Raw genomic sequence first — 15,156 nt, 5'->3', positions numbered from 1 at the left:
GTTATACCCCCTTACGCACGCACCAGAAGCCGTAGAAAGCGACATACACAAAGCACAGGAGCGGAGCGATAAAGGCGATTTGCATATTGCCGCCGTTCATATCCGAGATAATGCCCATCACCAGAGGAATTACGGCCCCGCCGATAATCGACATCACCACGATCGAGCCTGCGGTCTGGGTATCTTTCCCCATCCCTTTGATCACCAGACCAAAGTTCGTCGGCCAGCATGGCGCCATACAGAAGCTGACCAGAATGAGCGCATAGACCGCCAGCATTGAACCGCTGAAAACGGCAATCAGTAACAGGGCGGTGGCGGCCAGGGCAAACGTTCCGAGCAGCATCGCCGGATTCAGACGGTTCATCAACCAGGTGGCCACGGTTTTTCCCACGGCGTAAATCACCAGAGAAGCCAGCAGCCAGTAAGTCGCGGAGTGCTCGCTGGTGCCTTGCTGCACGAGCTGCACAAAGCGAATCGTGAAGCTCCATACGCCAACCTGGGCGCCGACGTACAAAAACTGCGACAGGATCCCGAGGCGAAAGCGCGGGATAGCAAACAGGCGTTTCAGCGTTGGCCCCATGCTTTCCGTCGGGAGTTGCTGTTGTTGAGCGGGCGCGCCCTTGCACGACGGGAATTTAATAAACACGAACACCAGCGCCAGCACCACCAGTACGGAGCCGATAATCAGATAGGGCCCGACCACCTGACCAACCATCTGATGGCGTGCAACGTCTGCAGCGGCGGCGGGCATCGCCAGCAGTTGTTCATGACTCGGATCGTTTTCGCCAAAGACCATCAGCTGGCCAATTAATACGCCGGAGATCACGCCCAGCGAGTTGAAGATCTGCGAAAAGTTAATACGCTGGGTGGAGGATTGAATCGGACCCAGCAGGCTGGAGTAGGTGTTTGCCGACGTTTCCAGAAAAGAGAGTCCGCAGGCGATCACTCCGAGGCAGGCGAGGAATGCGCCGTAGGTCATGATCTGTGCGGCCGGAACGAACAGGAAGCAGCCGAGGGCGTACAGGCACAGCCCAATAATAATCGCCGCTTTATAGGAAAAACGCTTAATCAGCGCCGCCGCGGGCAGGGCGACAAAAAAGTAGCCGAGGAAAAAAATCGACTGCACCAGCGCTGTCTGGGTATCCGTTAAATCGAAGCCCTTTTTAAACTGGGCGATCAAAATATCATTCAGGTTGCCCGCCATCCCCCATAGCGCAAACAGGCAACAGACCAGTAAAAATTGCAGCCAGGGGGTATGGGGTAAATACGCACTGGTGTCCAGTTTTTCTTTTTGGACCGCTGCGTTATCGACCTTATCCGTGATTAGCGTACTCATTGAGCTATCCTCTTAATGTTTTTTATACAGTAGGGTTTATGCCATTTCATAATCAGCGGCGGCACGGAGAAGCCGTTCCTGTGCCTCCAGGTACTCAGGTAAAGATGAGGCGCCTTGCTTTTCGACACTGACGGCGGCATAGGCCGCCGCGAATCGGGCTGCGGCCTGTAGCGGTTCCCCGCAGGCCAGCCGCGCCGCCAGCGCGCCGTTGAAGGCATCGCCCGCACCGGTAGTGTCTCGGGGGTGAGAAGGAAAGCAGGGAATAGGGGATTTCACCCCATGCTCGCTCAGCAGGGCGCCGCTGGCGCCGAGAGTGATAATGACGTTGCGCGCGCCCTGAGCATGTAACACGTCGGCGGCCTCAGCCGCGGCCGTCAGACTGTCAACCCGGCGTCCGGTCATTAACCCGGCCTCCGTGGCGTTCGGTGTAAGTAAATCCACTTTGCGTAGAAGGGCGTGCTCAACGGGCTGCCAGGGCGCGGGATTAAGTATTACCAGGGCCCCGGCTTGTTTGCCGGCGTCTATGACCTGTTCAATAGCAGAAAGATTGTTCTCCAGCTGAACCAGAACCACATCCGCGCAGCCGATAGCGGGAATGCAGCCGGCGATTTCATCATCGGTCACCGTCATATTCGCGCCGGGATCGACGGCAATCATGTTTTCGGCATCGTTACCGGCGACATAAATCAGCGCATTGCCGGTGGGGATCTCTTCGGCGACCAGCAGCGTCACAGCATTGAAGCCCACGCCTTTCAGATGACGGCGGGCAAAATGGCCGAAGGTGTCATTGCCAATCTTGCCGATATAGTGGACATTTGCTCCCGCTTTTAGCGCGGCGGTGGCCTGGTTCGCCCCTTTACCTCCGGCGCTGGTCATACTTCCGCAGGCCACTAACGACTCACCTGGTACCGGAAAGCGATCCACCCTGGCGACCATGTCGAAATTGAATGAACCAAAAACACAGACTTTTCCTGACATCATTCGCTCCTCTATACCAGCTCGGGGGAGTGCAGCGCGGCGGACAGTTCGCGGGACATGGTTTCCCAGGCCAGCTCGAGCGGCATATCAGCGCGGAATAAACCGCTGCTGCCCATCACTAATATCTGTGCGCCGGCGCCCAGCAGCGCGCGGTAGGTGTTGCGGTTACAGGAGCCATCGACTTCCAGCAAGAAGCGGAGGCTGCCGGTCTCTTTGAGCTGATGAAGCTGCGTAATTTTGGCGAGCATTTCAGGAATAAACGGCTGACCGGCATAGCCTGGGTCGACGGTCATCACCGTCACCTTATCGAGCAGATGCAGATAGTGCTGGATGCTCTCAACCGGTGTGGCGGGATTGAGCACCATTCCCACCTCTTTCCCCGCCTGACGAAGCATATTGATAACCCGGAACGCTTCGCGGCAGATGGTCTCCGGATGCAGTGAGAAGGCGTCTGCGCCGGCGTCTAACAGCGCCGGTATAAACGAAGCGGGCGCTTCGACCATCAGATGGACATCGATAGGAAGCGAGGTGTAGGGACGGATCTGCGCCACAAAGCTGGCCGACAACGCCAGATTTTTGACATAGTGGCCGTCCATGATGTCGACATGCAGCCTGTCGGCTTTGCTGTTTAGAAAGCGCAGCTGTTCCGTCAGCTTCATCATGTCCATACACATCAGCGAGGGAGAAAGGTAATAACGCATAAGGCCTCATTTATTCCGGTGGTGGCTGAATTCAGGCAAAGTCTGGCCCTGCCGCGGTAAGCAGCGTTTCGACATTGCGCGTATTAACCGTCACGTCATGACGGCGTACTCAGGCGATTTGCAGGCTGACGTTATGCCAGGTCATCTCTTTTTCCAGCAGCGGATCGACAAACCTTTCAGTCACCAGACAGTCCAGCTCGCCCAGTCCGCCGATACGCGCGACGCCTGTTCGCCCCAGCTTGCTGCCGTCGACCAAAGCCACAGTCTGACGGGCGGCCAGCAGCATCTGTTTCAGCAGGGCGGCGTGGGCTTGCGTACCCGCATACAAGCCGCTATCGCGCTCCAGCCCCTGGCAGGAGAAAAAGAGCGTATCAATGGCATATTCGCGTAGCGTTCGTGAGGCGGTTTCCCCGAAGAACGACTCTTCGGTCGGGGAGAAATCGCCCCCCAGCCCGACGAGATGCAACGAGCGTCGGCTCATCAGAGTTTGTAAGATGCGAATGGAGGGCGTAATCACCGTTAACGCCATCTCCGGCATCTGCCGGGCCAAAAACCAGCTGGTGCTACTCCCGTCCAGGACAATGGTCTGTCCCGGTTGGAGAAACTGCAGTGCTTTACGGGCCACGCGCATTTTGCCTTCGCTGTGCAGCAGCGTTCTGTGCTGAAAGCTTCCCTGGCTATCTTCAACTGGCAGGGCGGATGCCGCCGCCCGGGTCGCCGGCAGCGGATTTTCCGCCGCCAGCGCTCCACCGTGGCTTCGGGTTAAGATCCCTTTGCGTTCCAGCTCGCTCAGATCGCGGCGAATCGTTTCCCTGGAGACCCGAGTCGCTTGCGCAATCTCATTTACCCGCATGACGCCGTGTTGGCCCAGCAGTTCAACAATCAAACGATGACGTTCCAGCGGCAACATAGCTCTCTCCTGAAGTACATAATCAGATTACCTTTCCCTTGCGCAGAGCGTTGAGACCTCGGGAATGTCCCACGAAGGCAAGCTATCCGCAGCCGAACACTGTGATAGCGCACGCATTTCGCTTCACTTCCGTCAGCGGTTTGCGCTATTTCGCCCGTGATTCAGGCATAAACAAAAACAAACAAAAATAAATGCAAGATTGCTTTTGCGCCCATTTATGCCCGATTACGCCTGCTCTGCAAGGTTAACGCTTATTTCCTGCTGCTAATTAAAAACAAATGAAAATAAAAAAATGCTAATTTGATCACGTTATTTTCATTTAATGCGTTTTTAAATGGATTTAAGCCAAATATCAGCATTAAATGAAAGCAATTAAAAACAAAGGACAGGATAAGACCATGAATGAAACAACCCGTCGTTTTGCACGTTTAGTTGATCTGAGCGCAGTTCAGGCCACCAGTACCGAAGCGGATGTTCGCGCCTGCGCCGAGCTGGCTGCCAGATACAACATTATTTCCGTCCACGTACTGCCTTGCTGGACGCGCTTTCTCAGTACGTTGCTGCCGCAGCAGGGTACGGGAGAGGTGATGATTGGCGGTCCGGTCGGCTTTCCCGGCGGTGGGCATACCACCGATACCAAGGTTCAGGAAGTGCGGCAGCTGATTGCCGACGGCGCTCGGGAAGTGGATATGGTCGTGAATATCGGCAAAGTGCTCTCCGGCGATTATGACTATGTGCGCGAAGATTTGCGCCGCGTGGTGGAAGCCGCCGCCCCGGTACCGGCCAAAGTGATCCTTGAAACGCACTATCTTAATGAGGAGCAGATTCGTCGCGTGTGCGAAATTGCCGTAGAGGTGGGGATGAAGTGGGTCAAAACCTCTACCGGCTGGGCGCCCACCGGCGCCACGGTGGAAAAAGTCAGCATCATCGCCGACCAGCTTAAAGGCCGAATCGATATCAAAGGCGCCGGGGGCATTCGCGATCTGGCCACGGTGCGTGCGCTGTACCAGCTTGGCGTGCGCCGCTTTGGCATGAGCCATGGCGCGGTAACCAAGGTGCTGGCTGAACTGGAGCAGCACCCGGAACGTTTTCCCGAGCTGAACGCCGATTAAACTGAGAGACCGCGGGCCTGGTGGCCCGCCTTAAGACGTCACCGGAGTTAGTGATGAAAGATAAAATACTCACGATTGATGTTGGCACTGGCAGTACCCGCGCCGCTATTGTGCGCATTGACGGCGCGATGATCGGCTTTGCGCAAAGAGAGTATGAGCAAACCACGCCGCGTGCAGGTTGGTCAGAACAGGCCCCGTCTTTATGGTGGCAGGCCGCCTGCGACTGTATACGCGAGGTGCTTTATCGCTATCCAGAAACGGCAGCGCAGATTGCGGTTATTGGTGCTTGCGGACAGATGCATGGCACCGTCCTTCTGGACGACCGTGGCGAGCTGGTGGAGGATAGGGCGTTGCTGTGGAATGATAAGCGCAGCCAGCCGCAAGTTGACGCCTTTAACGCGCGCGAAGGTTGGGAAAAGTGGCTGGCGCATTTGAATAATCCGCCTGCGGCAGCATGGCCCGCTTTCAAGTTAGCCTGGTGGCGCGAAAATCATCCGGATCGCTGGTCGCAGCTCGCCAAAGTATTAATGCCGAAGGACTATATTAATTTCATGCTGACCGGTGCCATGGCGACCGATTATAGCGAAGCGTCGTGCTATTTCCTGATGGACAGCGAAACCCGTAGCTGGTCTTCGCAAGCCTGCGAAACGTTTGGTCTGCGGGTCGATCAGCTCCCGGAGCTTAAACTTTCCAGCGACATAATCGGCCAGGTGACGCAGCGCGCAGCCGACCTGACGGGCCTGCCGGCGGGTATCCCGGTGGTTGCCGGGACGTCGGATATGGCGGCCTCTCTGCTGGGCTCGGGTGTGTATGAACCGGGGATGGCGTCTGATTCAACCGGCACGTCGACGCTGATGACGGTGGTGTCGCCGCGGCCGTTACACCATCCGCTGGTTAATAATCTACATCTTGCCAACGCGGCCTGGGGCGGATTTACGATCCTCGACGCCGGCGGCGATGCCGTTCGCTGGGCGCGGCTGGCACTTGCCGATAACCAGATTACGCATCCACAGCTTTTACAGGAAGCGGCGGCGGTGCCGGCGGGGGGAGAAGGGCTGCTGTTTCTTCCCTATCTGACGGGAGAACGTCTGGCCGAACACACGAACTCGCGGGCACAGTTTTTTGGCCTGCAGCGCAAGCATCGCCGCGGTCATTTATTCCGCGCAGTTCTGGAAGGGGTGGCCTTTGCATCCTGGCGCAATCTTCGGCAGCTGCAGAAGTGCGGGCAGTATCCGCAACAAATGATCGCTTCCGGCGGCGGCGCGCGCAGCTCGCTGTGGCTTGAAATCAAAGCCGCGGCGTACAATCTGCCGATATTATCTACGCGTAATCAGGAGAATGGCGTCACCGGATGCGGTATTATCGCCGGGGTTGGCGTAGGGTTGTACGCCGATTTTGCCAGCGGCGTGCGGCAAACGGTGCAGTTCGACAAACTGATCTCACCGGATCCCCGTCTGCGGGATTATTACCACGCCTGCTGCGAGCTTTTTGATACGCTGTACCGGCAATCCGCTGCCTTATACGACAGGCTGGATGCGCTCAGCGTAGGACCCGACTGATACGCAAAGGTAAGCCGTAACGTGCCGTAAAAAAGAGAGAGGCAGAATGTTTGCAGAAGAAAGACAGGAGAAGTTACTCGGTATTCTCAGGGAAAAACGCAAAGTTGCTGTTTCTGAGATGTGTGACGTCTTTAATGTATCGGGCGCCACCATTCGTGCCGATCTCCGCCAGCTGGAAGAGGAGGGGCTGCTGACCCGAACCCACGGCGGAGCCGTTCTTCGTACCCGGGCAAGCTTTGAACAGGCGTCGGACGATCGCGAAATTGTCAATCTCAGCGCGAAAGAGCGGATCGGCCAGCGCGCGGCGGCGCTGGTTGAGGATGGCGACATTATCGTGCTGGATACCGGTACCACGACGCTGCATATTGCGCGTAATATTCGCGACAGACAGAACGTCACGGTGGTCACCAATGATTACCAAATCGCCCGGGAGCTTGAGGCCAGCGCCTCGATTCAAACTATTCTGCTGGGTGGGATCGTCAAGAAGGGATACCACTGCGTGGTGGCAATTAACGGGCGTTCCATACTCGACACGCTGAACGTCGATAAAGCATTTATGGGCACCAATTCGCTGTCGCTGAAACACGGCGCCTGCGTGGCCGATATCATGCTGGCAGAAACGAAACGAGGCATGGTGGAACACGCCAGTCAGGTGATTATTGTCTGCGACTATAGCAAGCTGAATAACACCTCGCTTGCCCAATTTACCGCAGCAGATCGCATTGACACCGTAGTGGTGGATCGTCTGCCTGATGACGTTCAGGCGTATCGTAATGCTGGCATTCAGGTGATCTCTCTGGATGAAGAGGAGCATCTTTAGTGCGCTGCTGTGACGTTGTCACTAACCAGCGCGTCGTAAAACCCCGTCCCTCAGGGCGGGGATAAAGTTCCGGGTATTCGACTCACGTGCCGGGGGATATCGAAGACCAGGCATGGTACAGGCGGTCCAGAATTGATTAAAGCTTACCCGCTGACTTTCTCAGTTCAGTAATATCCCTCTTGGGCGATTCCCCGAACATCCGCGTATATTCCCGGCTGAAATGGGACAGGCTTTCGTAACCGACCGCATAGGCTGCTGTGGTGACATCGTAATGTTCATTCAGCATCAGTCGCCTGGCTTCATTGAGGCGCAGCCATTTCTGATACCGTAGCGGGCTCATCCCCGCAAGCTGCCTGAAATGGTGGTGGAAAGAGGGCGTGCTCATTTGCACCCGACTTGCCAGTTCCTCGACGCGTAAAGGTGATGCAATATTGGTCTTTAACCAGTCGATAGCTTTACCGATACGGTAGCCATGGCCGTCGACTGCTGCAATCTGTCTGAGATGATCGGACTGATCGCTCATCAAAAGCCGGTAGTGTATCTCTCTTTGGATCAGCGGCCCGAGAACAGGAATGGCTTCAGGTTCGTCAAGCAAAGAAAGCAGACGGCAGAAAGGCTCCAGCAAAGCATCGGTAATAGTACCTATCCCGACACTCGTTCCCGCGTCTCGTTTTTTGACCGGCGGCAGGCTTCCCTGGGCAATTAATTCCATTAGCACGCGCTGGTCAAGCTTATAGGCTACGCCGACGCAGGGCTGGGATGTCGAAGCCTGCAATATTTCCGAACTGGCCGGCAGGTCAAGAGAGGTAATCAGGAATTTTTCCGCATTATATTCATAAGGTTCACCCCCAACCCACATGATCTTCGCGCCATCGGCCACCAGAACGATACTGGGAGGGACCAGGCAGCTTACCGGGGGAGCGGGTTCGTTTCGGCGAAACAATTCGAGCCCTTCTACGGCGGTAGGGAAATCGTCGGTGCCGGGTGTGCGCTGTGCAATATCCCTCGATAGCTCACCCAGCAGTATTTCAACCGATTTGTCAGGAATCATTCTGTAATGCCCCACACTTTTGACCTCTTTTGAGGTTATCAACTTAGCAGCTATGAAAACTGAAATACACGCTTTGAGATTAGGTTCAGAGGATCAGGCAAATAATGCAGAGTATTTTAATAACACCTTTTATTAAAGACATTCAAAATAATAACTCTGAAATGAGGCAGTGTCCTGAAATCAGGGTTCACCGCGAGCAAATTTAACCCGTTCAGGTTTAAGCCATTTTTTAACTGCCACGACGGCATCGCTGCGCTTGAGAAGTGGTTTGAAGAAATTGGTACGCCAACACGTCTTGAACAGCTGAACATCAAGGAAGCAGATCTGCCCGCTATCGTTGAGAACGTCCAGATCAATGTCAAAGCGTTTGGTATCGCCAGTGATTACCGGCCGAAAGTTGTAACTGAAATACTCATGCATGTTGTCTGAAATAGGTCCCTCAATATCCAATGAAAGGTTTTAATATCATGACGCTAATATCTTCGACGCGCTTTTTTAATGGCGCACTCCTTGCCGGGGCGATGGCTCTGATTTCAACAGAAGTTGCGGTGGCCCAGCCTGCACCAGGCACAGCAGATTCTTCAGGCCGTCTGGTTCAGACGTGGGATAAAACTTTCCCAAGGAGCGAAAAAGTGGATCATCAAAAAGTTACTTTTAAAAACCGTTACGGCATTACGCTGGCCGCAGATGTGTATCTTCCAAAAGATCGCGGGAACAAGAAGCTTGCTGCGCTTGTTATTTCCGGGCCTTTTGGCGCGGTAAAAGAGCAGGCCTCGGGTCTCTATGCTCAGACTTTAGCAGAGCGCGGATTCGTGACGCTGGCATTTGATCCGTCTTATACCGGTGAAAGCAGTGGTGAACCCCGCAATATTGCTTCACCCGATATCAATACCGAAGACTTTATGGCTGCAGTCGATTTTATGGGACTACAACCTTATGTGGATCGTGAACGTATCGGTGTCATCGGTATCTGCGGCATGGGGGGGATTGCCCTGAACGCTGTTGCCGTGGATAAGCGCGTAAAAGCGGTCGTTGCCAGCACCATGTATGATATGAGCCGCGTAATGTCAAAAGGCTACAATGACAGCGTAACACCGGAGCAACGCGAGCAGGCGCTGGAGAAGATGAGTCTTCAACGCTGGGAAGATGCAGCAAACGGCAAACCGGCATACCAGCCAGCCTATAATAAACTGAAGGGCGGTGAAGCACAGTTCCTCGTGGACTATGCGGACTACTACATGACTAAACGCGGCTATCATCCCCGAGCCGTCAACTCTGGCAATTCATGGTCCGTGACAACGCCGATGGCCTTTATGAATTTCCCGCTCATGACCTATATTAAGGAAATTTCTCCGCGCCCGATCCTGTTCATCCATGGTGAAAAGGCGCATTCGCTTTACTTCTCCAAAACGGCTTATGAAGCGGCAAATCAGCCAAAAGAGCTGCTGATTGTAAAAAATGCTACCCATGTTGATTTATATGATCGTATGGACAAGATCCCGTTCGATAACATCACTGCATTTTTCAACAAAAATCTTAATAAATAAGCCATAGCACCGTCCGGTGTTTTCAGATGCAGTGTCTGTGGGACAAACGACAGATACTGCTCTCTTAGCATGGGGTGTTGGGTATTCTATTGTTACTGATAAAGCTGGCACTAATTCCTGATGCGATATTAATTTCCGAATATTATCGAGTTAATCCTGCGACAGAAAAAAGCAACCGCATATGAAAGAGGAGAGGTATATGTACTGGAACCCTGAAGTATTAACAAGAATAGATGCGGCCGACGACCTGAAAATCGCACCGTATCATCCCGATATGAATACGACCGGTACGCCGACATGGATATGGGAAGTGAAGGTGGACAACCGACTTTTCGTCCGAGCCTATAGTGGTATCCGTTCAAAATGGTATCAGGCTGCATTGTCCCAGCAGGCAGGTAAGATACTGGCTATCGGACAGGAATTCGACGTACTGTTCGCAAAACCCTCGGACCCTGAGCTTGAAAGTAAAATTGATCAGGCTTACCTGAAAAAGTACTCCGGCAGCAGCTATGTTTCCGCAATGACAGGGATACGCGCCAGGGCAGCCACGATTGAGATTCTACCTTCGTGATGTCCTGTCAAAGTGATGCTGCCTGTACTGTGAGGCAAAATCTACCTGTTTAACGTTCATCTCCCTGAAACTGAAGGCACGTATGAAACCACTCTTTCCGAGCCTTCAGGTTTTTACATCCTTTTGTTGACTTATTCTGTAAAAAGATTACTTTTCAGGACATGAAAAAGATACTTATTATTGTACCCGATGGCGGCATGCTGTTTGAATCCGCCGGTATTGCTGACATTCTGATGCAGGCCAACCGCCTGCACCCGGAAGGTGCCCGGGAAATCTGCTACCAGGTCAAGCTAGCGACAACTCAACCGCATCAGGTTATCCATGGTCAGTCAGGTTTAAATCTGCTGGCCGACCATCGTCTGCATGAGATTGACCCTCGCGAGCCCCTCGATACCATCATGATTACCGGCAGAGGTCAAAACCCGCAGGAGGGGATGGCAGTGGTTGACTGGTTGCGCCTTGCCGCTCCCCATGCCCGCCGCATAGTCTCCATTTGCGGCGGTGCGATGCTGCTGGCGCAAACCGGACTGCTGGACGGCAGACGGGCCACTACCCACTGGAAGCTGCTGGAAACCATGCAGGCGGAATTCCCGCAGATCCGCGTCGAGGGCGGGCCGCTCTATATTCAGGACGAACATATCTGGACCTCTGGCGGGGTCAGTTCCGGCTTTGATCTTACGCTGGCGCTGGTTGAAGAAGACTATGGCTTCAGCCTGGCGCGCGATATCGCCCAGGACTTCGTCATGTATCTGCGTCGCCCGGGAGGCCAGCTGCAGTTTAGCCGCTATAACCTTCAGCAGACCGCCACCCAGGGCCCGATTAACGATCTGCTGGCGTGGTTGCTCGAAAACCTCACCGCCGACCTCAGCGTAGATAAGCTGGCGGAAAAAGTCGCCATGAGTCCGCGAAATTTCACCCGCGTCTTTACCCGGGAAACCGGCGCTTCGCCAGCGCGGTACGTCGCGGAAGCCCGCCTGGCCGCCGCGCGGCAGCGTTTGGAGCAGACTCACGAGACGCTGGATCGTATCGCCGAGCAAACGGGATTTGGCAGCAGTATTAACCTGCGACGCTTGTTTGAGAAACAGCTTAACCTCACTCCAGGTGAATATCGTCAACGATTTCACTGTCGCAAAATGGCGTAAAGTGATCCTTTTTTGTCATTTACGCCATAACCCGTCCGTCCTACTCTGACTCCAGCGATAATCGATAAGGAGTTAATTATGGTAAAGGTCGGTATTAACGGTTTTGGCCGGATCGGACGCAATGTACTGCGCGCAGCACTGAATAATCCGGATATTCAAATTGTGGCAATCAACGATTTGACGGACAGCAAAACGCTGGCGCATCTGCTGAAATACGACTCGCTTCTCGGTAAGCTGGATGCAGAGGTCACCGCGGGTGAAGGGGGGCTTGTTGTTGATGGTAAACCCATTACCGTATTCAGTGAACGCAACCCGGCCAGTATTCCGTGGCGTCAGTGTGAAGTCGACATCGTTATTGAGGCTACAGGATTATTCACGGACCGTGAAAAGGCTGCTGTACATATCCACAGCGGTGGCGCCAAGCGCGTGATTATCTCTGCCCCGGGTAAAAACGATGATTTAACCATTGTGATGGGCGTTAATGAGAGCCTTTACTCCCCGGATAAACACTACGTGATCAGCAACGGAAGCTGCACCACCAATGGTCTTGCACCTGCTGCACAGGTCCTGCACCAGCATTTCGGTATTAAGCATGGTCTGATGAACACCACCCATGCCTACACCAACAGCCAGGCGCTGCACGATCAGCCGGAAAAAGATCTGCGCGGGGCTCGCGCCGCCGCATTGTCGATTGTGCCTTACTCCAGCGGCGCAGCGAAGGCTCTGGGTAAAGTTATTCCTGAGCTGGATGGGCGTTTAACGGGATACTCGCTACGCGTCCCTGTGCCAGTGGTGTCCATTGTTGACCTCACCGTCACGCTTGAGCGAGATGTGACGGTCGAAGAGGTGAACAATGCTTTTCGCGAAGCCGCCGCAGCGGGACCTCTGAAAGGGATCCTGGGTTATAGCGATGAACCGCTCGTCTCCAGCGATTACCAGGGAGACCCACGCTCGTCGATTATCGACGGTCTATCAACGCTGGTGATTGGCGGTAATATGGTCAAAATTCTGGCGTGGTACGACAATGAATGGGGATTCTCTAATCGTCTCGTTGATCTGGCATTGATGATGGCAAAGCGTGAAAGCTAATCCACTGTGTGTTGTATTCATCTGTAAAAGTATAAGCAGTTCAGCTGGATGAATAGTGGCTCGAGTATCATTCATAGATGAAACATAACAAATCTTTCTGACCGCGATATAAAAGCATAAATGCCCGAGAGAGCATTTATGCTTTTTCGGCGATGAACGGAATTGCGATATGTTGTAGTCAGGTGCTCCCTGGTGGTAGCTAATCACCAGATACAAGGGAAGGGGGAGGTGAGGCAGAGCCTGTCAACATGGAAGCCGGCTGCGTTGGGCTTCAGTACACCATTCAACTTCAGCTGGCGGTTCTGTTTATGGTCGCGATGGCACTCGCCATTTGAGTGCGGAAAACGAAGCTGGCATCTTTTTGATAATCACGTCTGTGGCTGATCAAGCCCGGTTGATACACACTGCAGGCGGCGCGCTATCAAATGAGCATTTCATCTGGCATCCCGTGACGCGTTCGGTCAGAAAATGCAACAGCAGTAAGATATGCCGGACAGTACAAGCAGCAGGTGTGGCTGAATGAATTTCCCTGGCTTTTACTGTAGGAGAACAGGCTGTAGTGGGCGAAGTGATTGTTAAAAGCCATGCTTGATTTATCACCTCGAACATTTTGCCTTATAGCGCAGCATTCACGTGCATGAAAGGAATGACGGTCATAGTGTTGATGTGGGAAGAGGCAGCTATCAAAGATGACGTTATTGAGTACGACATTGCATTTAACATAATATACATTATGCGTACTCATGTTGTAGTAGCTAACTTGAGATGTCCGTCTCTGACCAAATAGACATGTCCGCGCTACAGTCTCACCACAGCGATCACTGCTTTTAAAGATAGTTTCCCAATCAAAGGATTCTGATGACGGATCATGCACCGGCATTTTTACTTTGGATGAAGTTAACCGACTCTAAATCATTCATGACGTTGTCGACCGGCGTCTGACCACTCAGATGGCCGCGCAGCGCCTGGGTATTCCGGATCGCCAGTGCCGACGCCTTCTCTCGCGTTACAATCAATCAGGCCCACTGAGTATGCCTAACCGCCGTCGTGGATAACCCAGCAATAACCAGCTACCTGATGGTCTTGCCCGGTACGCACTCAATATTATCCGCGAACGCTATACCGACTTTGGGCCTAGGCTTGCGTATGAGAATGTTGTCTACTTGTGAAAAAAACTCATAACACCATTCAATGGCGCATGCTGGTTCCCTTCATACCAGTGCAATACCCTGTCACATACATAATTGCTGGCAATAAAAGAAGGAACACCGAATGAAGTATGTGAATCTGGGTCGTAGCGGATTGAAAGTCTCCCGTCTTTGTCTCGGTTGTATGAGTTATGGCGAACCTGAACGTTTGCCTCAACCCTGGTCCCTGGATGAAAAGGCGTCACGACCGCTCATTCGTCAGGCGCTTGAAGCCGGCATTAATTTTTTTGATACCGCGAATATCTACTCGGGCGGTAGTTCAGAAGAAATTACAGGAAAAGCGCTGAGAGAGATGGCCAGACGCGACGAGATCGTTGTAGCGACAAAGACCTTCTTTCCGTGGCGCAACTCACCCAATACCGGGTTTCTCTCCCGCAAGGCCATTTTTAAGTCTATTGACGATAGCCTGATGCGCTTAGGCATGGATTATGTGGATCTCTTTCAGATTCATCGCTTTGACTACTCCACGCCTGTTGAAGAGACCATGGAGGCTCTGCATGACGTCGTTAAAGCAGGAAAAGCGCGTTATATCGGCGCATCTTCTATGGAAGCCTGGCGCTTTGCAAAAATGCAGCATACCGCTGAGCGTAACGGTTGGACCCGATTTATCACGATGCAACCGCAATACAACCTGCTTTACCGGGAAGAAGAGCGCGAGATGCTGCCCCTGTGTGAAGACCAAGGCGTTGGGGTGATCCCCTGGAGTCCGATGGCACGCGGCAGGCTAACGCGCGACTGGAGTGTCACGTCCCGACGAACGCAAAACGATGCCTTTGCGTTAAAAATGTATGAGAACGCAGCCCTTCTGGATAAGCCCGTGATTGATGTTGTTGCCAGCATTGCCGAAAAGCACGCGGTGCCAAGAGCTCATGTTGCAATTGCCTGGCTGTTATCAAAATCCGTCATCACAGCACCGATCATTGGCGCAACGAAACCAGAACATCTTTCCACGGCTATCAGCGCGCTGGACTTTTCACTTAGCGATGCCGAAATCACGGAACTGGAAGCTCGCTATCTGCCACACCCCGTTGACGGGATCATTCCCCCGCTTCCGGATACGCCGCCTTCCCTCACGCCACCTTCAGCGATCCAGAACTATTAACACCCTGCCCTGGCCCGGCGTTGCCGGGTC

The 15,156-nt window shown here is 53.6% G+C and carries 17 protein-coding genes; 9 read left to right on the top strand and 8 right to left on the bottom strand.

Features of this window, described 5'->3' with window-relative positions; genetic code table 11:
- Position 1 precedes the first annotated feature (1 nt).
- The 4 genes from fucP to KB892_RS12130 all read right to left on the bottom strand — a co-directional run bounded on the left by fucP (position 2) and on the right by KB892_RS12130 (position 3,925).
- The gene (gene fucP / locus KB892_RS12145; RefSeq protein WP_002904849.1) at positions 2-1,336 is read right to left on the bottom strand and encodes an L-fucose:H+ symporter permease; all 1,335 of its coding nucleotides are present in this window, start codon (positions 1,334-1,336) and stop codon (positions 2-4) included.
- Positions 1,337-1,372: 36 nt separating this feature from the next.
- Positions 1,373-2,314, bottom strand: coding sequence for a ribokinase (locus tag KB892_RS12140; RefSeq protein WP_004184063.1), 942 nt, complete (start codon positions 2,312-2,314; stop codon positions 1,373-1,375).
- Between the two features lie 11 nt (positions 2,315-2,325).
- Complete coding sequence (alsE, locus tag KB892_RS12135; protein WP_004151641.1) at positions 2,326-3,015, bottom strand: D-allulose 6-phosphate 3-epimerase; 690 nt, start codon at positions 3,013-3,015, stop codon at positions 2,326-2,328.
- Positions 3,016-3,124: 109 nt separating this feature from the next.
- Positions 3,125-3,925, bottom strand: a complete 801-nt coding sequence (locus tag KB892_RS12130) for a DeoR/GlpR family DNA-binding transcription regulator (protein ID WP_004143408.1) — start codon at positions 3,923-3,925, stop codon at positions 3,125-3,127.
- A 362-nt stretch (positions 3,926-4,287) separates the two neighbouring features.
- Here KB892_RS12130 and deoC point away from each other — a divergent pair, with 362 nt between their 5' ends.
- From deoC to KB892_RS12115, 3 genes are read left to right on the top strand one after another with little or no spacing between them, the layout of a single operon-like run.
- The gene (gene deoC / locus KB892_RS12125) at positions 4,288-5,037 is read left to right on the top strand and encodes a deoxyribose-phosphate aldolase (RefSeq protein ID WP_004190109.1); all 750 of its coding nucleotides are present in this window, start codon (positions 4,288-4,290) and stop codon (positions 5,035-5,037) included.
- A 53-nt stretch (positions 5,038-5,090) separates the two neighbouring features.
- The gene (locus KB892_RS12120; protein WP_004199871.1) at positions 5,091-6,596 is read left to right on the top strand and encodes a xylulokinase; all 1,506 of its coding nucleotides are present in this window, start codon (positions 5,091-5,093) and stop codon (positions 6,594-6,596) included.
- A 46-nt stretch (positions 6,597-6,642) separates the two neighbouring features.
- A complete protein-coding gene (locus tag KB892_RS12115; RefSeq protein WP_002904861.1) occupies positions 6,643-7,416 on the top strand; it encodes a DeoR/GlpR family DNA-binding transcription regulator in 774 nt (257 codons plus the stop codon).
- A 136-nt stretch (positions 7,417-7,552) separates the two neighbouring features.
- On the opposite strand, the gene KB892_RS12110 is transcribed toward KB892_RS12115, so the two are convergent.
- Together KB892_RS12110 and KB892_RS12105 are read right to left on the bottom strand one after the other, a co-directional pair.
- Positions 7,553-8,467, bottom strand: coding sequence for an AraC family transcriptional regulator (locus KB892_RS12110; protein WP_062954958.1), 915 nt, complete (start codon positions 8,465-8,467; stop codon positions 7,553-7,555).
- Between the two features lie 180 nt (positions 8,468-8,647).
- Positions 8,648-8,887: a hypothetical protein gene (locus KB892_RS12105; RefSeq protein WP_002904864.1), complete on the bottom strand. Its 240-nt coding sequence runs from the start codon at positions 8,885-8,887 to the stop codon at positions 8,648-8,650.
- 29 nt (positions 8,888-8,916) lie between these two features.
- Between KB892_RS12105 and KB892_RS12100 the strand changes: the two genes are divergently transcribed.
- The 4 genes from KB892_RS12100 (at position 8,917) to gap (ending at position 12,816) form a co-directional block, all read left to right on the top strand.
- Entirely contained in the window at positions 8,917-10,014 is a 1,098-nt protein-coding gene (locus KB892_RS12100) for an alpha/beta hydrolase (RefSeq protein ID WP_004221581.1), read from the top strand.
- A gap of 199 nt (positions 10,015-10,213) precedes the next feature.
- On the top strand, positions 10,214-10,585 hold the full coding sequence (locus tag KB892_RS12095) for a DUF2255 family protein (RefSeq protein WP_004176172.1): 372 nt from the start codon (positions 10,214-10,216) through the stop codon (positions 10,583-10,585).
- Between the two features lie 161 nt (positions 10,586-10,746).
- Positions 10,747-11,727, top strand: coding sequence for a GlxA family transcriptional regulator (locus KB892_RS12090; protein ID WP_002904870.1), 981 nt, complete (start codon positions 10,747-10,749; stop codon positions 11,725-11,727).
- Between the two features lie 78 nt (positions 11,728-11,805).
- Positions 11,806-12,816, top strand: coding sequence for a type I glyceraldehyde-3-phosphate dehydrogenase (gene gap / locus KB892_RS12085; RefSeq protein ID WP_002904873.1), 1,011 nt, complete (start codon positions 11,806-11,808; stop codon positions 12,814-12,816).
- 421 nt (positions 12,817-13,237) lie between these two features.
- On the opposite strand, the gene KB892_RS12080 is transcribed toward gap, so the two are convergent.
- Together KB892_RS12080 and KB892_RS31135 are read right to left on the bottom strand one after the other, a co-directional pair.
- Positions 13,238-13,402, bottom strand: coding sequence for a hypothetical protein (locus tag KB892_RS12080; protein WP_004221585.1), 165 nt, complete (start codon positions 13,400-13,402; stop codon positions 13,238-13,240).
- 280 nt (positions 13,403-13,682) lie between these two features.
- A complete protein-coding gene (locus KB892_RS31135; protein ID WP_223174606.1) occupies positions 13,683-13,802 on the bottom strand; it encodes a hypothetical protein in 120 nt (39 codons plus the stop codon).
- Here KB892_RS31135 and KB892_RS31130 point away from each other — a divergent pair.
- Both KB892_RS31130 and KB892_RS12070 read left to right on the top strand, forming a co-directional pair.
- The gene (locus KB892_RS31130) at positions 13,767-13,871 is read left to right on the top strand and encodes a helix-turn-helix domain-containing protein (protein ID WP_077257447.1); all 105 of its coding nucleotides are present in this window, start codon (positions 13,767-13,769) and stop codon (positions 13,869-13,871) included. The two genes, KB892_RS31135 and KB892_RS31130, sit on opposite strands and share 36 nt — an antisense overlap.
- 217 nt (positions 13,872-14,088) lie before the next feature.
- Positions 14,089-15,126: an aldo/keto reductase gene (locus KB892_RS12070; RefSeq protein WP_004179866.1), complete on the top strand. Its 1,038-nt coding sequence runs from the start codon at positions 14,089-14,091 to the stop codon at positions 15,124-15,126.
- The last annotated feature ends 30 nt before the right edge of the window (positions 15,127-15,156 follow it).

Source organism: Klebsiella sp. P1927 (assembly GCF_018204675.1).
GTDB classification, from domain to species: Bacteria; Pseudomonadota; Gammaproteobacteria; order Enterobacterales; family Enterobacteriaceae; genus Klebsiella; species Klebsiella pneumoniae.
This window is presented reverse-complemented; position numbering and strand designations above follow the sequence as displayed.